Annotated in this window: 23 protein-coding genes and 1 tRNA gene; 14 read left to right on the top strand and 10 right to left on the bottom strand. The window is 61.2% G+C overall.

The annotated features are described in order from the left end of the window. Window positions 1-2,150 (bottom strand): ATP-binding protein (locus tag ABEI27_RS13525; RefSeq protein ID WP_375799931.1); only part of this gene is annotated, 2,150 nt, incomplete at its 3' end. 3 nt (window positions 2,151-2,153) lie between these two features. Next, a complete protein-coding gene (gene cheB, locus ABEI27_RS13530) occupies window positions 2,154-3,299 on the bottom strand; it encodes a chemotaxis-specific protein-glutamate methyltransferase CheB (RefSeq protein ID WP_375799960.1) in 1,146 nt (381 codons plus the stop codon). A gap of 375 nt (window positions 3,300-3,674) precedes the next feature. Between cheB and ABEI27_RS13535 the strand changes: the two genes are divergently transcribed. Continuing rightward, the gene (locus ABEI27_RS13535) at window positions 3,675-4,160 is read left to right on the top strand and encodes a chemotaxis protein CheW (RefSeq protein WP_375799932.1); all 486 of its coding nucleotides are present in this window, start codon (window positions 3,675-3,677) and stop codon (window positions 4,158-4,160) included. Between the two features lie 44 nt (window positions 4,161-4,204). Here the strand turns inward: ABEI27_RS13535 and ABEI27_RS13540 are convergent, their stop codons facing one another. From ABEI27_RS13540 to ABEI27_RS13560, 5 genes are all read right to left on the bottom strand, one after another. Continuing rightward, the gene (locus tag ABEI27_RS13540; RefSeq protein ID WP_375799933.1) at window positions 4,205-5,041 is read right to left on the bottom strand and encodes an MFS transporter; all 837 of its coding nucleotides are present in this window, start codon (window positions 5,039-5,041) and stop codon (window positions 4,205-4,207) included. A gap of 75 nt (window positions 5,042-5,116) precedes the next feature. Then, complete coding sequence (locus tag ABEI27_RS13545; protein ID WP_375799934.1) at window positions 5,117-5,635, bottom strand: hypothetical protein; 519 nt, start codon at window positions 5,633-5,635, stop codon at window positions 5,117-5,119. Between the two features lie 82 nt (window positions 5,636-5,717). Further along, complete coding sequence (locus ABEI27_RS13550) at window positions 5,718-6,026, bottom strand: hypothetical protein (RefSeq protein ID WP_375799935.1); 309 nt, start codon at window positions 6,024-6,026, stop codon at window positions 5,718-5,720. Window positions 6,027-6,050: 24 nt separating this feature from the next. Beyond that, window positions 6,051-6,254, bottom strand: coding sequence for a hypothetical protein (locus ABEI27_RS13555; RefSeq protein WP_375799936.1), 204 nt, complete (start codon window positions 6,252-6,254; stop codon window positions 6,051-6,053). 153 nt (window positions 6,255-6,407) lie between these two features. Then, a complete protein-coding gene (locus tag ABEI27_RS13560) occupies window positions 6,408-7,292 on the bottom strand; it encodes a hypothetical protein (protein WP_375799937.1) in 885 nt (294 codons plus the stop codon). 105 nt (window positions 7,293-7,397) lie between these two features. Here ABEI27_RS13560 and thyA point away from each other — a divergent pair, with 105 nt between their 5' ends. The 7 genes from thyA to ABEI27_RS13595 all read left to right on the top strand — a co-directional run bounded on the left by thyA (window position 7,398) and on the right by ABEI27_RS13595 (window position 12,640). Next, entirely contained in the window at window positions 7,398-8,396 is a 999-nt protein-coding gene (gene thyA / locus ABEI27_RS13565; protein WP_375799938.1) for a thymidylate synthase, read from the top strand. Then, window positions 8,393-9,022, top strand: coding sequence for a dihydrofolate reductase (locus ABEI27_RS13570; RefSeq protein WP_375799939.1), 630 nt, complete (start codon window positions 8,393-8,395; stop codon window positions 9,020-9,022). Before thyA ends, ABEI27_RS13570 begins: the two co-directional genes overlap by 4 nt. Before the next feature lie 60 nt (window positions 9,023-9,082). Further along, window positions 9,083-9,268 (top strand): HVO_2922 family protein, encoded by a 186-nt coding sequence (locus ABEI27_RS13575; protein ID WP_375799940.1) that lies wholly within the window; start codon window positions 9,083-9,085, stop codon window positions 9,266-9,268. 85 nt (window positions 9,269-9,353) lie between these two features. Then, the gene (locus tag ABEI27_RS13580) at window positions 9,354-10,100 is read left to right on the top strand and encodes an archaeal proteasome endopeptidase complex subunit alpha (protein WP_375799941.1); all 747 of its coding nucleotides are present in this window, start codon (window positions 9,354-9,356) and stop codon (window positions 10,098-10,100) included. Window positions 10,101-10,211: 111 nt separating this feature from the next. Then, a tRNA-Glu gene (locus tag ABEI27_RS13585) sits at window positions 10,212-10,286 on the top strand. 220 nt (window positions 10,287-10,506) lie between these two features. Beyond that, window positions 10,507-10,737 carry a hypothetical protein gene (locus tag ABEI27_RS13590; protein WP_375799942.1) on the top strand — a complete coding sequence of 77 codons (231 nt, stop codon included), beginning with the start codon at window positions 10,507-10,509 and terminating at the stop codon, window positions 10,735-10,737. 145 nt (window positions 10,738-10,882) lie between these two features. Beyond that, window positions 10,883-12,640, top strand: a complete 1,758-nt coding sequence (locus ABEI27_RS13595; protein ID WP_375799943.1) for a Rieske (2Fe-2S) protein — start codon at window positions 10,883-10,885, stop codon at window positions 12,638-12,640. Between the two features lie 694 nt (window positions 12,641-13,334). Here the strand turns inward: ABEI27_RS13595 and ABEI27_RS13600 are convergent. Next, the gene (locus tag ABEI27_RS13600) at window positions 13,335-14,729 is read right to left on the bottom strand and encodes a YdiU family protein (protein WP_375799944.1); all 1,395 of its coding nucleotides are present in this window, start codon (window positions 14,727-14,729) and stop codon (window positions 13,335-13,337) included. 234 nt (window positions 14,730-14,963) lie between these two features. Between ABEI27_RS13600 and ABEI27_RS13605 the strand changes: the two genes are divergently transcribed. The 4 genes from ABEI27_RS13605 (at window position 14,964) to ABEI27_RS13620 (ending at window position 17,663) form a co-directional block, all read left to right on the top strand. After that, on the top strand, window positions 14,964-15,482 hold the full coding sequence (locus ABEI27_RS13605) for a hypothetical protein (protein ID WP_375799945.1): 519 nt from the start codon (window positions 14,964-14,966) through the stop codon (window positions 15,480-15,482). Next, window positions 15,479-15,892, top strand: a complete 414-nt coding sequence (locus ABEI27_RS13610; protein WP_375799946.1) for a hypothetical protein — start codon at window positions 15,479-15,481, stop codon at window positions 15,890-15,892. The genes ABEI27_RS13605 and ABEI27_RS13610 overlap by 4 nt, the downstream gene beginning before the upstream one ends. 853 nt (window positions 15,893-16,745) lie before the next feature. Continuing rightward, on the top strand, window positions 16,746-17,033 hold the full coding sequence (locus ABEI27_RS13615; protein WP_375799947.1) for a hypothetical protein: 288 nt from the start codon (window positions 16,746-16,748) through the stop codon (window positions 17,031-17,033). Window positions 17,034-17,201: 168 nt separating this feature from the next. Beyond that, the gene (locus ABEI27_RS13620; RefSeq protein WP_375799948.1) at window positions 17,202-17,663 is read left to right on the top strand and encodes a metal-dependent hydrolase; all 462 of its coding nucleotides are present in this window, start codon (window positions 17,202-17,204) and stop codon (window positions 17,661-17,663) included. 229 nt (window positions 17,664-17,892) lie between these two features. Here ABEI27_RS13620 and ABEI27_RS13625 read toward each other — a convergent pair whose 3' ends face one another. Beyond that, window positions 17,893-18,036 (bottom strand): hypothetical protein, encoded by a 144-nt coding sequence (locus tag ABEI27_RS13625; RefSeq protein ID WP_375799949.1) that lies wholly within the window; start codon window positions 18,034-18,036, stop codon window positions 17,893-17,895. 639 nt (window positions 18,037-18,675) lie between these two features. On the opposite strand from ABEI27_RS13625, the gene ABEI27_RS13630 reads away from it, so the two are divergent. After that, window positions 18,676-19,143: a hypothetical protein gene (locus ABEI27_RS13630; protein WP_375799950.1), complete on the top strand. Its 468-nt coding sequence runs from the start codon at window positions 18,676-18,678 to the stop codon at window positions 19,141-19,143. A 512-nt stretch (window positions 19,144-19,655) separates the two neighbouring features. Here ABEI27_RS13630 and ABEI27_RS13635 read toward each other — a convergent pair. Then, entirely contained in the window at window positions 19,656-19,934 is a 279-nt protein-coding gene (locus ABEI27_RS13635) for a hypothetical protein (RefSeq protein ID WP_375799951.1), read from the bottom strand. Between the two features lie 238 nt (window positions 19,935-20,172). On the opposite strand from ABEI27_RS13635, the gene ABEI27_RS13640 reads away from it, so the two are divergent. Then, on the top strand, window positions 20,173-20,739 hold the full coding sequence (locus ABEI27_RS13640) for a PAS domain-containing protein (protein WP_375799952.1): 567 nt from the start codon (window positions 20,173-20,175) through the stop codon (window positions 20,737-20,739). Window positions 20,740-20,892 lie beyond the last annotated feature (153 nt).

Below are 20,892 nucleotides of genomic sequence, written 5' to 3' on the forward strand. Positions count from 1 at the left end.
ATCCGGACGAAAAGCACTTTGATAATCGCGACCGACACCGGCAGTCGGATCGAGATGGTCGTCCCCTGTCCGAGTGTACTCTCGACGTTGACCGAGCCGTCGAGCGATTCGACGGTGGTCTTGACGACGTCCATACCGACCCCGCGACCGCTGACGTCGGTGATCTCCTCGTTGGTCGAAAAGCCCGGGTGGAAGATGTAGTCGTAGACTTCGCTGTCGGTCAGATCCGAAAGTTCGCCTCGTGGGCGGATTCCTTTTTCCGCCGCTTTGTCTCTGATCACGTCGGCGTCGATGCCGGATCCGTCGTCCTCGACGGTGATGACGACCGTATCGTGTTCACGCCGCGCCCGGAGTTCGACGGAGCCGGTTTCGGGTTTGCCGGCCGATTCGCGTTCCCCGGGGGGTTCGATTCCGTGATCGACCGCGTTGCGAAGCACGTGCATCAGCGGGTCGGAAATCTCGTCGAGAATTGTCCGGTCGAGTTCGATGTCCTGCCCCTCGACGGAGAAGTTCACCCGCTTATCCTGGTCTCGTGCGAGGTCTCGCACCAGTCGCGGGAACTTGTCGAACACCTTCTTCAGCGGGATCAACCGCATATCCATTACGGTGTCCTGGAGATCCGAGGAAATCTTGTCGAGTTCGTCGAGCGTGTCGCGGCCGGCGGAGTCGTCCGCGCCGAGCGCTTGACGGAGTTTGATTCGGCTCGTGACCAGTTGCTCGACGAGGCTGTGGAGTTCGTCCAGTTGGTCGACGTCGACGCGGACCGACTTCACCGCGGAGATCGACCGAGCCTCCTCTTCCGCATCGTCGTCCGCGCTCTCGTCGCTTCCGCCTGCGCTCCCATCGTCTCCACCTGCATCCCCGTCATCCCCACTCGAACGCTCGTCGGCGTCCCCGTTTCCGTCGCTCTCGGCTTTGCCGGCCGACTCGTCGCTGCGCCCGCTGGCGTTCCCAGAGCCAGTCGTCGTCGGGTATGCGGCTGGCCCATCTGTGGTTGATTCGCCTGCGGCCGCTTCGACCGCTGCCTCACCCGCTTCCACCTCCGCGGGCGCTTCCTCGTTACCGTCGGACGCGGGCGATACGGGGGCCTCGCCGGCCTGGCCGCTTCCTGCATCGCCGACTTTGCTGCTTCCCGCCTCGCCAATCTCACCGCTTTCCGCCTCGCCGGCATCGCCGACGGACTCGCTTCCGTCACCTTCCTCCGACGATTCGCTGTCGGTGTATGCGCTAACCACGGCGTCGACCGCCGCCGCCGCGGAGTCGGGATCGACGTTCTCGCTGGGTGTCGCCGTCGATCCCACGGGCCCGGTATCGCCGGCGTCTGCTCCCGCACTAACATCGCTGGCGTCCGCTCCCGCATCGGCATCGTCGACGATGACGCTGACGTCGGTGAGCGTCACCGACTCGACTTTCCAGAGATCCCACAGGGTCTCTTCGAGTCGGCCCCGCTCCTCGTCGGCGACGTAGACGACGAACGTTTCGCCGAAGTCCCCGTCTTCGATTCGACCCAGGCTGGGGTCGGCGCCGACAACTGCGAGGTCCTCCGGGAGTCCCTGAACGAACAGGCCACCGTCGACACTCTTCATATCGCCGACGTTCAACCCGATCTCGGCGCTGAAGAGTCGGTCCGCATCCGCAACCGAGGGGTCGTCAAGGTCGAGCGCGTCGATTGCGGCTTCGATTGCCTCCGTCCCGCTCGTTTCGTCGGTGTCCGCCGCGTCGTCCGGGGCGCTCTCTACCGGTTCCGAGTCGGCGTGCGCCTCGTCACCCTCGATGGGTTCTGCGACGTCGCGGATCTCACCAACGAGGTCGCTCGGGTCCCGCGACGATTCGCCGCTCTTCTCGATCTCGTGGAGGATGTCGAGGATCTCGTCCATCCCGTCGAAGACCAGGTCCATCCGCTCGTGAGTCACCTCGATCCGGTCGTTACGGACCTCATCGAGCAAGTCCTCGACGGCGTGGGCCACCTTCGCGGCCTCGTCGAAGCCCATCGCACCGAAGTTCCCCTTCAGGGTGTGTGCCTGCCGGAAGATGTCGTCGATCGCCTCGTCGTCGTCGGGGTTCGATTCGAGATCCAGCAGGGAGTTGTTCAACTGGGTGATGCTCTCTTCTGATTCGGTGATGAATTCCTGGTAGAGTTCGTCGTTCATAGGTCACTCCTCCGCGAAGTACTGCAGTGCGTTCTCGGCGATCTTGCCGGCTGGCGCCACGTCGTCGACGGAACCGGACTCGATCGCTCGTCGGGGCATTCCGAAGATAGCCGAGGTCTCCTCGTCCTGAGCGATGGTGTGACCGCCGTTTCCAGCAACACGCTGGAGGCCATCGACTCCGTCGCGACCCATCCCCGTCAGGAGGACCGCACAGAGCGGCCCATCGACGGTCTCCGCGGTCGCGGCCATCGTGACGTCGATCGCCGGTCTGACCCCGTGGATCGGCTTACTCTCAGTGAGTTCGAGTTTGAGTCGACCGTTCCGATCGGCCGTGGTGAGCAGGTGGTGCCCGCCCGGCGCGACCCGGGCTTCACCCGGTCCGATCCGCTCGCCGGACGTCGCCTCCGTGACGCTGTACGACGACCGGCCGTCGAGACGGTCCGCGAAGCGCGTGGTAAACCCTTCGGGCATATGTTGGACCACGACTACGCGGAGGTTGGCGTCCTCCGTCAGCCCGCCGAGAACCCCTTCGACGACGGCCGGACCGCCGGTGGACGCGCCGACGACGAGCGTGCCGACGTCCGGGTACGTGGACGCCGACCCCCTCGCGCTGCCCGCTCTCGCTGACTTCCGATCGTCGCTGCTCCCGGTACTCCGTGCAGTACCGGAGTTCGTTGGACCGCTGCGTGCCCTGTCGGACGCCGATCGGCCGGTCGCTGTCCCGCAAGCGTCAGGTCCTGCCCCGCCCCGAGCACTCGAGGAGCGACCGGTGGCCCGCACGTCCGCCGAGAGGTCGACGCGCGCGGCGGACTCGACTTTCTCTACCAGTTCTCGTTTCACGCTTGGCATCGACGACGTGACTTCGCCGCCGGGCTTCGTCACGAAGTCGACGGCCCCTCGTTCGAGTGCCTCGAAGGTCACGTCGGCGTCCTCTTCGGCGTGTGCCGAGAGGATCAGTACGGGCGTGGGGTGGCCCGTCATAATCGCCTCGACGGCCTCGAGTCCGTTCATCGAGGGCATCTCGATGTCCATCGTCACGACGTCCGGGTCGTGTTCGACGACGGCGTCGAGCGCGTCCGAACCGTCTGCTGCTTCCCCGACGACTTCGACGCCGCCTTCCTCGAGGAGACTCCGGATCAGGGTGCGCATAAACCGCGAGTCGTCGACGACGACCACCCGGGTCGAACTCCCGCTCTCACCCGGTTCGGAGGCCGCGCTCACCGGCCCGCACCCCCGTCGTCGACCACGGCGATACCCCGCCCATCGCGCACAGCCGCTTGCGGTCCGATCGTGCGGCCCCTCCGATGGCCTCCGAGCGCATCGGACGCGCACTGCCGGCCTTCCGGCGTCGGAGTCGGTTTCCCCGCGGCATATTCGTACCCGCTCATCTATACTTGCCCTTCCGAATTGGGGGACTTAAGCACTCGCCGGCGAAAATCATCCCTGATAATAGCGTGCGTACATTTATTGCCGGCGTGTGCCCCGGTTCGAGTACGACCGGCGGCACCGGCCGTCGAACCCAATATGTCGCAAGAACAAACCGCGGCGGCGGGCGCATCAGCACCCACCGCCACCGACGATACCGATGCCACCGCCCGCCAGATGCAGGTTCTCGAGTTCGAACTGGGAGGCGAAACGTACTGCGTCGACATCGACTACGTCTCCGAGATCGTCGATCGGGGGTCGCTCACCGCGGTTCCGAACGCACCCGAGTTCGTTGAGGGCGTGATGGACCTCCGTGGCCGGACGACGTCGATCGTAAACCCGAAGACGCTTCTGAACGTCGAAGACACGGGCGAGGCCAGCCGGATCGTCATCTTCGACGCCAGCAATTTCAGAGACGACGCCGCCGTCGGGTGGCTCGTCGACGAGGTCGATCAAGTCGTCCGGGTCTCGATGGACGACGTCGAGGACCCGCCGATGGAACGCGGCGAGTTCATCGAGGGGATCGTCCGCTGCGAGGAGGGACTCGTGGTCTGGATCTCGCCGACGAACACGACGACGAACTGAGGCGCTCCCGGGCCGCTGTCCGCGCGACGTCTTCTCCCCTCTCATTATTCCGGTGTATCGAAATTGTCTAACCCGCTCCGTACGACGAGGGCCGCCCCAGCGACGAGTCCGCTGGCGACAATGAACGCGGCGAGGTAGTCGAGTCCCTCGGCGACCGCCCCGCCAAGCGCGCTCCCGATCCCGCCGCCGAGACTCCCGATCGCAGTGTACAGCCCCAGCGCTTCCGCCCGGGCCCTCTCGGGCGCGACCCGCGTCTCTAGTCCCATCGCCGTCACTGCGATGACGGCCCAGGAGACGCCGATCCCTATGAACAGGCCGGCGACGGCGACGAGGCCGAACGGGGGTGCAATCGCTGCACCCGCGACCGCGACGGTCGGAAAGACTCCAGTGCGGAAGCCGAGTGCTCCGAGTTGTAGTCCGACAGAATCTCGTTCGGATGCGAGCGTCCCGGCACGGGCGTACGCCACGGCCGACGTCGCGGAGTTCACGATGAACAGGGCGAACACCTCGCTGGTCCCGTACCCCGCGTCGACGAGGAACGCCGGAAGCGGCCCGAAGAACGCCGAGAAGCCCGCGAAGAACACGGTGGCTGCGAATGGGTATCGACGGAGCGGAGCCGGGAAGCGGTCACGAAACCCGCCGCCGGCGCTCCGCCAGCCCCAGTCCTGTCCGCGGAGCTCCCCGAGCGCCCAGTAGATCCGGGTCGGTCCGAACGGGATCCAGCGTGCGCTCCGGATCGGCCCCTCACCAGAGAGACGGAGTCGTCGTGAGAGCCACTGAAAGCGCTGTTTGGACGTCGCCGGATTCTCCGGATAGCACGCGAGAACGACGAGCGCGCCCACGAGGCCCGCGACACCGCTGAAGACGAGGAACAGTCGCATCGCTGGCAGCGACGCGAGTCCGAGGCGTGGGCCCGCAGCGACCGACCAGGTACCACCGGCAACGAGCCCTACGACCTATCCGTAACCCTGATACTGGTTCAGGAGGCCGAACCGCCGGCTCCATTGGCTCGTCTCATACCCCTCGACGACGATGAGGTTCAATACCGGTGCAGCGGCCGCGACGACGAACCATAGCGCGGCGTTCGCCACCAGGATCGTCCACGGCGAGGAGAGGAACGGCAACAGGAGCAGGACGCCCGCGGTGAGGCCGAGCGCGACGAGGACGAACGGGCGTCGCTGGCGCGTCCGGGCCACCAGCCGCCCCCAGAGAATCGCCCCCGGGACCCCTGCGAAAGAGGCTGTCGCGGCGATCAGGCTAACGACGAACGCGCCCGCCCCCGGTTCGATCGCGCACAACGGGACTGGTAGCGACGCCGCCCCCACCGCCGCATACCCGAGCGCCCACCCATAGAGCCACGCGTCCGTGCCGCTGGAGTCGGGCTGGCTCAGCGTCGCGGCGGCGTCCGGTTGCGGATCAGCCGGCGACTCGGCCCCCCAATCGCTCACGCTCCACGCGTCGGCAGGCCCCGACATAGTAGTTAGCGCTCCCGGTCGGCAGTGGGTGACGGTCTTCATCTGCGGTGTGTGGCGCTCTCGACCGGCCGTGACGCTTCACTCACGAGTTGTCACCGGACCCCAGGCACCGGTCAAACCGGAACAGCAGATCGACGGCTGCGTGTCTGTCCAGCACGACGCCGCACCCACGGCACCGCGTGAGAAAGGCCTGCTCTGCGTCACAAGTATGGGCACGCAACACTACTACCGTGCTCCGCTGGCCGTAGTGACCGCCTGTCGTCGAGACGTGATCGAACTCCCGTCCGCCGCAGGCCGGAGAGGGCTCGCGCATATCGCTCCAGTCCTCCCGCCGGACGGCGGTGATCGTGAACTCCCCGTCTGCGGTCTCGACACGAACCGTTCGCTTCATCGGCTGTTCTGGCCTCGGAATCGCTTAAGAACGTTCGGGCTCCACAGCCCCCACGGGGTGTTCGAGGGCCCAGGAGTCCTCGAGCGCGTCGGCTTTGTCGTCGGTCCCCCGTGCGGTTACGAGGCCGACGTGGTAGAGTTGCGCTTTGTACTGGAAGTGCAGTCCAGATTTGTAGACGCCAGGGCGTTTGAGGGCCGCCTGACGGAGGGTTCCGTCGCGTTCCAGCACGTCGTCGCGCCCGTCCGTGGTGAAGAAGATCTCGACGGCGAGCGGTCGATTGATCTCGCAGGCCGCCGCAGCGACGGCCGGGAGTCTCGCCGAACGGACACCGTCCCCGTGGAGGGATTCGAGCGCGTCGACGAGGAGCCGAGTGGGTTCGTACTACATCGTCACGCTCCGCGCGAGTTGCGCCCAGCGCGGCGCGAGTGTTGTGAACCGCGTCGACTTCCCGGTCCACTCGTCGAACGTCGAGAGCGCCGCCTCGACGCTCCCGTGCCGCGACCGGGCGAACCTGACGACTTCCCCGCCGAGGTGCGAGAGTCGTTCCCTGCCTCGGCAGTCGACGAGTCCGAGTAGGATCGCGCCACGGCGGCCGTCCTCGGTGAGGCGGATAACATACTTCTCGTACGTCGCCTCCGTATCGGCCTCGGCGGCGAGCGCGAGCGCGTACCCGAGGTAGTTCTTCGGGTGATTCACCGGGAAACTGCCGTCGCTCAGGCGGTGGGTCCGCGCCCGGAACCGGACCGCCTCGACGCCGGTGGAAAACTCGCCTGCACCCGTCACCCGCGGGGGTTCGAGTACTGCGGCCGTGTCAGCGCTCTCGACGCCGACGACCCCGACGTTCAACTCGCGCGCGAGCGACCGCGTCGTCTCGGTGATGCTGTCGGCCGGCACGGCCACGTAGCCGAGATTCACCTCCGAGAGTCGCGAGTGGGCCTGCTCGATGCCGCGCGCTACGTCGGCAGAACCCGTCTTCGAGCGTCCCTTGGCTTCAACCGCCACGACGGGCGCGCTCGCCGCCGCCGCATCCAGCACCTCCCCAGCGGGGAGACCATCCCCGAGGAGGTCCGGTTCGCCGGAGTGGAGACGGATCGCGTTGAACGGGCGGAGGCGCTCGCGGACGCCATCGGGGATCGACCAACCACCCCACGAATCGACCGTGAACTGCGTCTCGGTGACGGCGTACCGGTCGTCACGCTCGGCGAGGTCGGGATAGAGCGCGTCTTTCGCAGCGGCGAGCACAGCGGGTTCGGCGAGCGTCGCCATCGGAGACGGCTTCACGACCCGGTCACTTAACTGTCGGACGAGGGTCTATGGAGGACCCGAACAGTCAAGAATACCCGCGCGTCAGGATAGGACACCTGGATCACTATGCGACAGTATCTCGATCTCGTCACCGACGTCCTCGAAGACGGGGGGCACAAGCCGAACCGCACCGCCGTGGACACCGTCTCGGCGTTCAGTCGGCACTACCGCGTCGATCTCTCGAAGGGATTTCCGCTGCTCACGACCAAGGATCTCTCGGGGTCGCGATGGAACTCGCTGATCCACGAGTTCGTCTGGTACCTCTCGGGCGAGGAGCACATCCGGACGCTCCGCGAGGAGACGGGGATCTGGGACGCCTGGGCCGACGAGGAGGGGCACCTCGACACCGCGTACGGCCGCTTCTGGCGTCGGTTCCCCGTCCCCGAGGAAGGCCTGCCTGGCGAGTCGTGGCCCGATGACGACCACCGCTGGACGAACGACGAGGGAACGTTCGATCAGATCGCCTACGCGCTCGATATGCTCCGGGAGAACCCCAACTCCCGACGGATCGTCGTCAACGCCTGGCATCCGGCGAACGCGGCCGTCTCGACGCTCCCGCCGTGTCACTACACCTTCGTTCTCAACGTGCAGGGTGACACGCTGAACGTCCACTTGCACCAGCGCTCCGGCGACGTCGCGCTCGGGATCCCGTTCAATATCGCGGCGTACTCGCTTCTCGCCACGGCGATCGCGCAACGGACCGGCTTCGAGATCGGAACGTTCGCCCACAGCGTCGTCGACGCGCACGTATACTGCGGCGCGGGCGAGCGCGGCGCGTGGTACGCCGACAACCTCGATGAGTTGCAGTCGCGCCTCGCTGCCGTCGAGTCGCGGGCCGAATACCGCGACGTGCGCGAGTGGCTCGAGGAAACCGCACCACCCGAGGCAGACGGTCAGGAGCGCTACGATCACATCCCCGGACTCCTCGAACAGTGCGCCCGGGAGCCCCGGGACCGACCCGAGATCGACGTCGCGGACGTCCCGCTGGACGAACTCACCTACGAGGACGTGGAACTTTCGGGGTACGACCCCGAACCAGGGATCCGCTTCGCGGTGGCAGAATGACGAGTGCCGGAGGAGACGCGGGCGAGGGCCCGACCGACGACACCGAGACGAAGGTGAGTGCCGACGCCAGTGCGAACGAACACAGCGACACCGAACGGACTCTCACGACTGATCCGACAGCCGACATCGACATCGTGTTGATCGCAGCGGTCGCGGCGAACCGCGTCATCGGTCGCGACGGCGGAATGCCGTGGCACCTTCCAGCGGATCTCGCGCATTTCAAACAGACGACAACTGGCCACCCCGTGATTCTCGGGCGGAAGACCTACGAGACCGTCGTGGCGGGACTCGGTGAACCGTTTCCCGAGCGCACGAGCGTCGTCCTCACCTCTCAGTCGCTCAACCTGCCGGAGTCGGCTGTCGTCGCGAACTCGATCGACGAGGCGCTCGAACTGGCTCGCGAGGACGCGGCCGAGCGCGGTGTCGATACCGTCTACGTCGCGGGCGGCGGACGGATCTACGAGCAGTTCCTCCCTCGGGCGAGTCGGCTGATTCTCACCGAGATTCACGAAGCGTACGACGGCGACACGCGCTTTCCCGCGTGGGACGGGGCGGCGTGGACTGAGATCAAGCGAGACAAACGCGACGGGTTCGATTTCGTGACGTACGAACGCACCGAGGACTGACCTCAGGTCAGGATCGGTCCCGTGACAATGTTTAGTACTTCCGCTCGTGAATCGGGAGTAATGTCCGCAACGTTCGAGATATTCGAAGACAAATCAGGCCAGTATCGCTGGCGACTCGTCCACGCAAACGGGAATATCATCGCCGACAGTGGCGAGGGCTACGCGACGAAACAGAAAGCCAAGCAGGGCATCGAGAGCGTCCAGGAGAACGCGCCCGATGCGGGTGTCGTCGAGGTAGATGGGTAACCCTCCGGTCGGGGGTCGCTCTCGGTTCCGGTAATATCGTGTGACGCTGGTGGCTTTATCCGTCCCCGGCCCGGAGTGTAGATAGATGAACCGAAACGACCAGCAGGCGTACGACCGTGGGACGTCGCTTTTCTCCCCGGACGGACGCATCTATCAGGTCGAGTACGCACGCGAAGCCGTCAACCGTGGCGCGCCGAGCCTTGGTGTCCGGACGAACGACGGCGTCGTCCTCGCCGCTCAGCGTCGGACGAGTTCCCCGCTGATGGAGGGTGACAGCATCGAAAAGTTGCACAAACTCGACGATTATCTCGGGGCCGCCTCAGCCGGGCACGTCGCCGACGCCCGGCGTCTCATCGACGGTGCGCGAACGGCCGCGCAGCGGAACCGCCTGCGCTACGGCGAACCGCTCGGCGTCGAGACGCTCACCAAAGACCTCTCCGACGAGATCCAGGAGACGACTCAGGTGGGAGGAACCAGACCCTTCGGAGCGGCACTCCTCGTCGCCGGAATGGACGGGGCAGACGCCGACGCCGAACCACGACTGTTCCAGACTGACCCGTCCGGCGCACCACAGGAGTGGCGCGCCGTCGCTATCGGCTCCGGTCGCGACGACATCCAGGAGTTCCTCGAGGACAACTGGACGGAAGAACTCTCTGTGGACGACGGCGTCTCGATCGCCATCCGAGGGCTTCTCGAAACCGAACCGGAACTCGACGCCGAGAGCGTCAGCGTCGCCACCATCACCACCGAGGGCTACGCCGTCGTTTCCGAGACCGACATCGACGCGGTCATCACCGAACACGCGCCTGAGGACGACGGCGACGCCGAATAATCGACGTCTCAGGAAGTGCTCACCGGGAACCGCCCTGCGCCACACCACCGCACGGCGCTGGCAAAACGGAACGGTTTTACACATCCCGGCGATATCCGGAAGTACGAGATAGCTCCGTTGGTGTAGTCCGGCCAATCATCTTGCCCTCTCACGGCAAGGACCAGGGTTCGAATCCCTGACGGAGCACTTCTCCCCCGACGCCGTCCAGTGGTTTTGCCCGGTGAAACAGGAGTATATCCACCAATGGTCTTGGGCAATCCGACTCAAATCCATACCAACCCCGACGCCGTCCTGCGATTAGCACGAACCGCGAGGCAAGCAAACTCAACCGGGGAAATCCACCGCTGTCCGGCGATTCCCGAATAGGGGGGAGCAAGCAACCGGGTTCCCGGCGAGGTACCAGGCAATGAAAGACTCGACACAGGCAACGAATCCCCTCGCAGGAATCTCGATCGTTCCTGAATCGTCGGAGAAACTCCTCAACGAACGCCAGCTCGTTGATTACCGAGCCGAACGCGAACAGTGTCTGGAACGGTTGTTGACTTTCGGCAAAGATCCGGAGCACGCTGATGGGTACGCGTATCACACGGTCAAGAACCGAGCCAGCCGGATGGATCTGTTCCACAGGTGGATCTGAGACGAGGAGGAGCGGTGCGTCGCCGACCCGACGCACAAACACACTGACGCGTTCCTCAAACGTCTGGCGTACGAGGATCACTCCTCGTCAGTACCGACGCTGTCGCCGCCGAACACATATCTGCCTCGCTCTCGAATCAGTATGTATGTCATCAGATCCCACGACTCGGGATATGACTGAAGTTGCCGACGTCAACAGTCTCCGCGATGATGGGCGGACAGTCACGATGACAGCCGGCCGCCCAGTTGTGCTGTTTTACCACGAGGGCGAGGTGTATGCAGTCGATAACCGCTGTCCGCATATGGGATTCCCGCTCTCGAAAGGCAGCGTTGAGGACGGCCTGCTGACTTGTGACTGGCACCACGCACGGTTTGAACTCGCACGGGGAGACACACTGGACATTTGGGCCGACGATGTCCAGACGTTTCCCACTCACGTCCAAGACGGGTCCGTCTACGTTGACCCGGACCCCGACCCCGACGTGCCCCCGGAAACCCACTGGCGAAACAGACTGGCCGACAGTCTAGCCGAGAACCTCTCGCTGGTCGCCGCGAAGGCTGTCATCCATCTTGATCACTACGGCGAGGGGTTCACAACACCGTTGGAGACCGCGGTCGATTTTGGGACGCAGTACCGCGCCGACGGCTGGGGTCGAGGGATGACAACACTTGGCGCGATGGCGAACCTCCACGATGCCCTCGCTCACGACGAGAAACTGCGGGCGATGATCGTTGGGGTCACTACGGTCGCGGACAACTGCGACGGCGAACCGCCCCGGTTCGAACAGTACGCGCTCGACAACGAGGCTCTCTCCAAGTCGCGGCTCAAATCCTGGTTTCGCGACACCTGCGATGTCCGCGACAGCACAGGTGCCGAACGCTGTCTCCGTACCGCAGTGAACGTCCTTGACCGCGAAGACCTCGTTGAAATCCTCGTCGCCGCTGCCACCGATCACATCTATATGAACAACAGCCACACGATCGATTTCCTCAACAAGGCCATCGAGACGCTGGACCACGTCGGCTGGGACCGCCGAGAATCCGTCCTCGCAACCGTGGTCGACGTCATCGCCGACGCCTCACGGGGCGAGGAAACCAGCACGTGGACCCGGCCAGTCAACGTGGCCGAGCTGTGTTTCGACGCTGCCGCGGATCTGCCCGAAATGGTCACCGCCGGAACGGGCAGGGACTGGGACCGACCCGACGAGTTCATCGAGACGCTGCTATCGAGCGACCCAATCGAGATTGACGAGGGACTCCGGGACGCTGTCGCCGGGGGCGCGAGCACCGAGCAACTCGCTCACGCGGTCGCGGTCGCCGCACTCCGTCGGGTCGCACACTTCGGCACTGGGAACGAATTCAGTGACTGGAACACGGTCCACCACACGTTCTCGTTCGCTAACGCCGTCGACAACCTCGCACGCCGCACCGACGCACTGGCTGTCTACGAAGCCTGCTGGCAAGGCGCAATGTCGGTGTATCTCGACCGGTTCCTGAACCAGCCGCCAGCGACCATCCCCGACCCCGGGGCAGGCGCGGACGGTGACCCAGCCGACCTACGAGACCGCCTGCTGGGAGTCTTCGACGAGCAGGGCGGCGTCGACGAGGCGGCACGGCTCGTCGCCGGGCACTTCGACACCGGCGGCGACCCCACGGCGCTCAAACGGACGCTGGGCGAGGGACTGTTGCGCGAGGACGCCACCTTCCACACCCTGCAGAACGTCGAAGCTGGCTTCCGACAGTTCGAGTTAGCCAACACCGACCGGGAACGACGACTCGCGCTGATCGCGCCGGCACGGTATCTGGCCGCTCACTCCCCCACCCGGCGTGAGCGCGAGCAGACAGTCACGATCGCAGAACGACTCTTCGACGGCGAAGCAATCCACGAAGACATCGAGAGTTGAGTTTCACGCTCAGATGCGACGCTGTTCAGCGGTTTATTATTTTATGTCTCATATTTGAATCGTATGTCTGTGTCCTGCACCTATAGACGGGATCCAGATTTATTAACCAGTCACTTGCTGTCGAAGTCTTCTTTACGCACTCTCGGCGCGAAGACGTTCCAACCGCCGACAGTGACAGCAACGACACAAAAGTAACCGACACAGCCGTGTACAAATCCGGCATTCATTTCAGTTCACACACCATCCTCGTCACATCGCGGACTGCTCACCGACGGCGGCACCGACGCAAAGTCCGAAGTCCCCAACGATGAGTGACGGCTTCGCCACTCAGTTAGCGCAGAATAAAGCTCTGACCCCACTCAATCGTTGACCTATTGTGAGTTAGCCGTTGCGGTTCTCGCCAGTTCAACAAGATGTCCAGGCGGTCGTCCGAGAAATGTCATATGTGCTTTGCATTTGCGAATGCCGCTCTCTCAATTGGCAATGCCCAGCAGTTCGTCGACAGCGGCCACCGCTCGCCAGATGATAGCGTCCTAGCTTGGGCAATGGAGAAGACTCCAACCCGCAGGGAATCTCATACTCTTCGCGGAGTTTCGGATCAGATAGTCTTACTGATAGTTTGCGATGGTATCGAGGAGAGGAGGTCGCTTGCGACAGTTCAAATTGCTGAGTGTATTATTTTGCTAATATCCGCTCAAGTATTACAGTACGTTGTATAGTCTGCATCGAACTCTCGTGGCGGAGGTTGCTGGAATTGTGAACCGATATCCTTCGATGTGTAGGGGGTTTCCAACACAGTCAGTAACATTTTGAATTTGGATAGCTCCCCAGTTTCGAGATACTCATCCAGTGCCTCCTCAACTAGGTGGTTGCGGGGGACATACCGCGGATTGGCTTCTTGCATCAACGTATCATCTAGACCGACAGTAGCCAATTGCTCTCTGAGCTGTTCGAATTTTGCAGTCGCAAACATTGGGTCATCAAACGTACCAGGCGTCTCCAATTCGAGGAACGCATTGGTGTAGTCCGCGTTTGATTTGCGAAGCCACTCCACGAATTCATCAACGAGTGCTTTCTCGCCATCTGCGTTGATCCCCAGCTTCTTCTGCATCATCGTGTAGTAATGCGCATCGAATCGATCCTCAAACTCGTCTAGTTTGATTTCGAGTTCATCATATGTGAGCGCTGACTGTGTACACAGCGGTTGGAGTGCCTCTGCAAACCGTCGAAGATTCCACCGCAGGATCGGTCGCTGGTTTCCGAATGCATATCGCCCGTGCTTATCGATTGAGCTGAAAACCGTCTCCTCATCGTAGTAATTCATAAACGCACAAGGTCCATAGTCGAACGTCTCTCCGTCGATACTCATATTATCCGTATTCATAACGCCGTGGACGAATCCGACACGCAGCCAGTCAACGACCATCTCAATCGATGACTGCATAACTGCATCGAAGAACTCCAGATATGTACGATCTCTTTGCCGTAGTTTCGGATAGTGCCTATCGATAACGTAGTCAGTGAATCGCTGTAGTTCGTCGGATGCTTGGTTTGCAACATACTGGAAGGTGCCGTATCGAATATGGCTGTTCATCACTCGGACAAGGATCGCTCCGGGTTCTGTCCGTCGTCGTTCGACTGCTTCATCAGTTTCGACGACTGCCATACTTCTCGATGTTTTGATATTTAGACTCTGCATCGCATATGAATACAGATACTCTCTGAGCATCGAACTGACAGTTGCGTTGCCATCGCCTCTTCCGGAGTACGGCGTTCGACCGGACCCTTTCAGTTGAATATCGTATCTCTCTCCATCGTGTACATATTCGCCAAGTATCATCGCTCTCCCATCGCCCAGGTTGGTAAAACTCCCATACTGATGGCCTGCATATGCTTGGGCGATTGGTTCTTCTGGGGGGTCCTGGCCTGCTAGAATCTGAGCATTGAGCTTCGCTGTATCCAATCCAAGATCAGCACATAGCCCCTCATTAAGAACCAAAACTTCGGGATCGGCGATACGCTTCGGCGTTACGATTGAATAGAGGTCTGAGTCTAACTGTTTGTATGTGGTGTCAAATGAGAAGACCATCTAGTTTCATACCGTATTATTTTGCTTGGGTTAATAATCTTACCTTTGAAAATGTTAAGAATCGATCGATTAGAGCGGTTCACTCAGATCAAGATACCCCAAATTACCAGTTCCGTTCGAGCAGTCGGGGACCCAATGGAGTTTGGTGTCACTCTACTCCTGAGTGCAAGATCAGACTCACAACAACTACAGGGGAAATCAGATTTATATTCTCCGTGGCCCAGCAGCAGAGTGATGCCCTCCAACGAAAAGAGCTTCACAGAGAAGGCTGCGGACTTCCTGGACAGTATCGGTCTCGAAGACCTCACCGAAGATTATCGCACGGAGAACAACGCCGGTGATGAGCGACTGGCAGACGCATTCGATCCACTTCCCGACGCACTCGCTGAGGTGCCTGAAGTCCACGAAGTGAATAAAGTCAACACGCATCGCGACGGCGACGACGTTTTGGTCCCAGTCGTCCCAGTCGTACTTGAGGACGCCGGTGAGCCCGAGATGGACACTGTCTGGGATACCGTTGGAAGCGTGCTCGAAGCCGTCCACCCGATTTTCGAGGCGTTTCACCTCCGCCATTACGACCTCCAGTTTGCGTATGCCGACGGGGACGAAGAAGAAGTCATCTACCGGCGTGTCACCGTCCAGCCTGGACTCGTTGATGCTTACACCACTGACCCGGGATATCGGCTCTCGGACCTCCGCGCTGACGTGAAGATCGGCGACGACGGTGGTGGGATTTGCTGCTGGAAGAGATGAGCGCGGAGGCTGCGACCTACGAGGCGGACGACTGGGAGACGCTGGAGTTACACCCGGGCGACGTGATCGCCAGAGACGGAGGCGTCGAGGACCTCGGGCTGGACGTACTGTTGCCCGACAAGGAGTTCGCAGCGCTGGAGCTGGCGCTTTCCGACGGGGTCGACAGCTACAAACTACTGCGTTCGACACCGGGAGAGTACGTTGCTGCGCTGCTCGTCGTTGAGGCCACCGGTCGGAAGTGTGCGGTGTTCGTGCCGGTCTACTACAGCCGGACCGACGAGGCGGCGACTGAGTTGCTCCAAGCGGCGCTTGAGGCGGGCGAACTGACATTGATCCTCCGGACGCTCACCGACGACCGGGTCGAACTCACACTCAATAGACCGGAACTGCTCGTCATCGACGGGGAGTGAGCACGCACTCAGGAGGCCGACAGTATTCACCCACGAGAAAACCGCCACGTACACCTACGACGCTCCTGAGCAGTTCTTGATCGTTGATATCAGTGGAGAGTCACTGATAATGATTGCTCTGGTCTCTTCTCGGTGATCGCGTCGCTTGTCGACGGCGATTACCAATAAAACGTGAGAATGTTCACCAGCGCGGCGTCAGACGCGTCCCGTTCAGGTGTTATCTGCCTGTTCTTACCGGCGGCGGTCTTCCGCGGTGTAGCCCCCAGTTTCTCCCTCTTGTCTTGTATGGCTGATGTTGCGTGAGGTCGACCGATATGCTTCTTTTGTACCTTCGCCGCTGTGACTCGTATACAGCGATTTGTCACGATCCATCCCCATCGACTCGGCCGTCAGCGCGGCGTCTTGATTCGCGCCGATGAAACGAAACTCCCAGCCTTCGTCCTGTCGTTGCTCAACGCGTTCCCTGACGTCACCCGTGGGATCTCAGAGGCGTTCACCTCCTCGTATCGATATCCCCGGGGCCGTCACCCCAGTAGTCGTCGAAGCGATAGAATGTTCTACCAGGGTGTCCGCAGCGTCTTAGAGTTCTATGGTGTCCTCGACGGAGATATAGGAGACCTAGGGAGCAAATTACATTGCTCGTCGTCCACACGCACATCCATCTGTCAGTCCTCTATGGCCTCTACAACCGCTCTATGATCATCGTTGTTTCCGCTATAGGTTTTGTAGCAGGCCGTACGACGCGCCCTGTTGAGTTAGATTGAAACCACCAGAACGCCGGCAATCAACGTGGCAACAAATATCAACATTGTTATACGACATCTTCATACGCTTCGATACCCGGTGATAATATATGACGGATATCGACGAAGCACTGACTGAGTTATGCGAATGCGAATACCCAGCCAGCATCGAAAACATCGAAGACAGGTGCGACAGCGTGACGATAGAGTTGCAAGATGGCTCTGAAACGACGCTTGGAAATATGCTCGATCTTCTCGACGATCCGCCCGAGACGTTTGACTCGAGTGATGAACTGTACAACACGTTGATCTCCTTGGCACCGGAGGGGAGTGTCGGACGAGTGAACTACGACGACAGAGGGTCAAACCGTAGTATGAGAGAACAACAATCCTTCTAAATTGCTTGATTTTGAACGACAATCAAACGAAGTAAGCCGCGGTACGGCGAATAAGTAGTAACCACAACACGCAAAACTGAGAACCGATACAGTCCGGGCCTGACTGCCGATCGATGCGCTCTGCGTGACCTGACGCACTCGCTATCCGCAAGCGACCATTCGGTACCGATGACGCCAGTTGGACACCTTGCTGCGGCGCTGTTGGCGGCGACAAGCGCTGGGCTCGATCGTCGCCAGGCCCATCTGTGTCTGGTTGGCGCACTGCTTCCCGATCTTATCGATAAACCGCTGTGGCGTGCAGGTGTCTTCGCCACCGGACATACAATCGCCCACTCGATTGCCGTCGTCTGTGCTGTCGCTGCACTCTTTACGATGGTACCACAACTGCGGGTACTTGCGCCCGTCGTGCTAGGTCAAGCGACACACATCGCAGGCGACCTGGTCGTCGCATATCCGAAGTTTCTGCGGAATTTCGCGTGGCCGCTACTCCCACAGCGGCCTGCACCTGGCGGCTCACCAGTCCGGTACTGGATCACCTATGCAACAAGCACGGTCGGGCTCGTTGAACTCACACTCATCGTCGCTGCCGGAGTGATGCTTATCCGTCGCGGCTATCCATCGGATAACTAAGTTAGCACTAACCCTGTTATCCGCGGCTCTCTGCACACCGTGCTTGTTGCTGCAACACGTAACGAAACCGATTGAACTTGTTCAGTGTTTCCACACGGCATACCTACAAGCAGTGCAGTCTCGAACTGTTCGCAGAGAACAGTTCAACTCACAAGGGGTGAAAACAACAGTACTCATCAAGCCGCCTCTAGCGGGTGGGGTACGCTGCGCATCCGTGGCGCCATCTCGATCAGTCGGTGTCAGCGGGACCTGCGTATTGGGTGTCTCTCGCGGCAGCGAGCACCAACTCAGGCTGTTCCTCGTGGGTTGGCAGGTTCGGTTCCTCGACCGTGCTGACAGTGTGGGCATCATCAGCATCGCCGAGGATCGTCATACCTGTCGACGTCCGGTGGCAGTGTGCAAACACTTGCAGAATTGGGACACCGATTAGTGGTAACTATCTGATAGACGGCGGACTCTGAGCCGAAGTGTAACACGTGACGCCGAAGAACTCACAGACGACTTCTCACAGCAAAAACAGCAGTTGCTCAGTAGAGATGGACGCTGTATCAAATCGCATCGTCATCTACTCAGGATCTGTCAGGCACCGATTGCTGACTATAGGGGGTGTAAGCGATAGACTCCTTCCGTTCGACTGACCTCACGAGCGGTGTAACAGGTAGGGTGAGCGGGACGACGTATCAGTGCGCACGATTTACTTCGTGATCCTGAGTTAACTGTCCTCAAATTGAAACGACGCTAAATGTACGACGGCGAAATCACACGAACACACGACTCTCGCGACTGGTCGAGGTGTGTACCTATAGTAGCGTTTGCAAGTCTTCGCTCACTCGATCGTACGGCTGCGTGCGATCGGCCGTGTACCCAGTTGCAAACGCTACTATAGTAACAAGGAATGCAGGTGGTACGGAAACGTGGACTTCGACCGATTTGCTGAGACCGTCTCCGATATCGAGGGTGTTTTGACCACGGCGATAGGCGGTCTATTTTACCAGGAATATCGGCAGCCGCCGTGGAAGCCGTCGCCGACGTCCCCGCTATGGAGCCCCTCCGCGCGAGTGAGGATCTGCACGTCGCCGCCGTCGGTGACGCCTCCAGCGGAGTAACAGCGTCGACGGAACTCTACGAGGAACTGGAATGGAATGGGAGTCGGAGGGCCGAACACATAGTGGGCGATCTCGTCGAGGACGTTCCGGGCGACGCTGTGACGGTCGCCATCGAGACGAAAGGCCAGAGACGCATACAGAACGGAGACGAACTCCGCCGATTGGCCGAAGAGGGCGTCGTGATTGCGGACGCATTCGAGGCGGCGACCGCTCGCATACAGTCGTCCCGAAAATGGGCGCCCTCGCTCGGACCGTGCTTCTCGTCCGAATCACGGGACCCGGTGTATCGAAGACGCAGTCCGCCTCTCTCGGATTGGTTCAGGGTACACACGCGCCGTATCTTGTACAGTAATCAGATTATCACCCTAAATTGAGAGAATTTATATGTATTCATTCGCAGATAGGATTTCACGGCCGTTTCGTCTATGCGAACTGGGCTCACCCACCGAAATAAGCGTTCAGCGACATCCTCGGACACGCCAGCGACCGAAGCGAGCGCAAATCGCATATCCGCCGAACGAACGCTCGCCGTGAGGTGACCCTTCAGGAATCGTGATGATTCGTCCGACTACAAGAATGTATAGAGAGCAGCGATCGAACGGGCATAGTAATCGAGTGCCGGTCACAGTGTCACTCCCATCCTGTCGCTGATACAGAACGTAGACGCCTGCCTGTGACTGTTCCACCGACGATGGGCTACTCTCCGTTAGACGATCACAAACAGGGTGTAGTATTCTATCATCTGTCGAGCGGCACGAAAACCTGTGGAGCCGGTTCTGCGCGGGCGTACTGAATCGACAAGATAGCCGATTTGGGCTTCAGCGGTGGCCGTGGCACCACAACCACCGAGAGTCCCAGGGAACTGGAGAGAGTGCGACCCGACTGGTCACCCGCCGGGTCGTCTGAACGTGTAATCCACGTTGTCTGCGTCGACCGTGAGCGTGCCAGCGTCGTGATCCAGAACAATCACCGCGGTATCGTCGTGAGTGAAGTCGTGCAGTGGCATTCCTGTTCTCAGTGCTCCATCTCGTGATACCTCGACGTATGCAGAGCCGAAATCGATGCGAGTCCGATCCTCACCGACAGTCACGTCACCCGCGTGACCAAATCGTCGCAGTTCGTCGTTGAGCGTGTCCCACTCGTCGAGTGTCACTCGTTCTGCCATTCGCTGTACACCCACAACACGGCGGCAAAATAAAGAGTTAGTGAGTGGACAAACCACGCATTCCATCGAACGAGCACATACGGCCGGCGTGGTGTGTACGTCGCCACCCGCGCAGATATCGCACTTCGACCCGGCGCGCTCGCCGGTTGTCGGCATCTCGGTGATCTCCACGCCGGTAGGACGGCTGAATCGGGCAGGCTCCGGTGGCGTTATCAATATCCGACTGCGTGGTTTCACTGTGGACAACGGTGAGTATCGACCGCAACCGGGGTTGCGTACGGCGATGCAGGACGTGCTGACTGCGGATCGTGAGTCGTTCCGTCCGACGGTCGGACGCCTCGCCGACGACTACGGATTCAGTGCCGATCGCCGGTTTGATGCGCCGGATGAGATCAGTGCGCCAGGTTTCAACGCGGTGTCGGGACCGGCCAAATGGCTCTTGTGGCGTGTGTGGGTGTTGGAGGCGGCCCCGATCGGTATCGTGCTCACCGGCTCGGCGTACCGTGACAACCCGCTGTTGTACGCCAACCGGGCGACTCGTCGGCTTGCTGGGTACTCGCTCGAGGAGTTACAAGATACCAACCTCCGACAGTTGCAGGGACCGCAGACTGACCCTGAGTCCGTTGCGCGACTTCGTTCCGCAATCCGCAACTGGAACGACACAACGGTTGAAATCACCAACTACCGTGCGGACGGGACACCGTTCACGAACCGAGTTTCCCTCGTCCCTGTTCCGGACGATACCGGAACCGTAGAGCACTGGTTCGGCATACAGGCCGCTGTTCCAGACGACCGATGGGAGTAGTTGCTTCCGAGTGGGAACGCAGACGTGCCTGGAGATGACTTGGAGGGGTCACACTGACCGCGGCAGATGCCCCGGGGCCTGACCTCGGAGGGATAGCCGACACTCGGAATCTCCTTGCAGCCTCTGTGAGTGGGGGTGACTAATGCTCGGTGC

Source organism: Halobellus sp. (assembly GCF_042218505.1).
Lineage (GTDB): Archaea > Halobacteriota > Halobacteria > Halobacteriales > Haloferacaceae > Haloquadratum.

Bases quoted from the DNA above. Each gene is read 5' to 3' on its own strand.
- ABEI27_RS13605 (WP_375799945.1), top strand. From the start codon at position 14,964: ATGCCCTCCAACGAAAAGAGCTTCACAGAGAAGGCTGCGGACTTCCTG.
- ABEI27_RS13540 (WP_375799933.1), bottom strand. From the start codon at position 5,041: ATGCGACTGTTCCTCGTCTTCAGCGGTGTCGCGGGCCTCGTGGGCGCG.
- ABEI27_RS13620 (WP_375799948.1), top strand. From the start codon at position 17,202: ATGACGCCAGTTGGACACCTTGCTGCGGCGCTGTTGGCGGCGACAAGC.
- ABEI27_RS13615 (WP_375799947.1), top strand. From the start codon at position 16,746: ATGACGGATATCGACGAAGCACTGACTGAGTTATGCGAATGCGAATAC.
- ABEI27_RS13535 (WP_375799932.1), top strand. From the start codon at position 3,675: ATGTCGCAAGAACAAACCGCGGCGGCGGGCGCATCAGCACCCACCGCC.
- ABEI27_RS13590 (WP_375799942.1), top strand. From the start codon at position 10,507: ATGAAAGACTCGACACAGGCAACGAATCCCCTCGCAGGAATCTCGATC.
- ABEI27_RS13595 (WP_375799943.1), top strand. From the start codon at position 10,883: ATGTCATCAGATCCCACGACTCGGGATATGACTGAAGTTGCCGACGTC.
- thyA (WP_375799938.1), top strand. From the start codon at position 7,398: ATGCGACAGTATCTCGATCTCGTCACCGACGTCCTCGAAGACGGGGGG.
- ABEI27_RS13625 (WP_375799949.1), bottom strand. From the start codon at position 18,036: ATGACGATCCTCGGCGATGCTGATGATGCCCACACTGTCAGCACGGTC.
- ABEI27_RS13560 (WP_375799937.1), bottom strand. From the start codon at position 7,292: ATGGCGACGCTCGCCGAACCCGCTGTGCTCGCCGCTGCGAAAGACGCG.
- cheB (WP_375799960.1), bottom strand. From the start codon at position 3,299: ATGCGCACCCTGATCCGGAGTCTCCTCGAGGAAGGCGGCGTCGAAGTC.
- ABEI27_RS13600 (WP_375799944.1), bottom strand. From the start codon at position 14,729: ATGGTCTTCTCATTTGACACCACATACAAACAGTTAGACTCAGACCTC.
- ABEI27_RS13610 (WP_375799946.1), top strand. From the start codon at position 15,479: ATGAGCGCGGAGGCTGCGACCTACGAGGCGGACGACTGGGAGACGCTG.
- ABEI27_RS13550 (WP_375799935.1), bottom strand. From the start codon at position 6,026: ATGAAGCGAACGGTTCGTGTCGAGACCGCAGACGGGGAGTTCACGATC.
- ABEI27_RS13545 (WP_375799934.1), bottom strand. From the start codon at position 5,635: ATGTCGGGGCCTGCCGACGCGTGGAGCGTGAGCGATTGGGGGGCCGAG.
- ABEI27_RS13635 (WP_375799951.1), bottom strand. From the start codon at position 19,934: ATGGCAGAACGAGTGACACTCGACGAGTGGGACACGCTCAACGACGAA.
- ABEI27_RS13580 (WP_375799941.1), top strand. From the start codon at position 9,354: ATGAACCGAAACGACCAGCAGGCGTACGACCGTGGGACGTCGCTTTTC.
- ABEI27_RS13575 (WP_375799940.1), top strand. From the start codon at position 9,083: ATGTCCGCAACGTTCGAGATATTCGAAGACAAATCAGGCCAGTATCGC.
- ABEI27_RS13570 (WP_375799939.1), top strand. From the start codon at position 8,393: ATGACGAGTGCCGGAGGAGACGCGGGCGAGGGCCCGACCGACGACACC.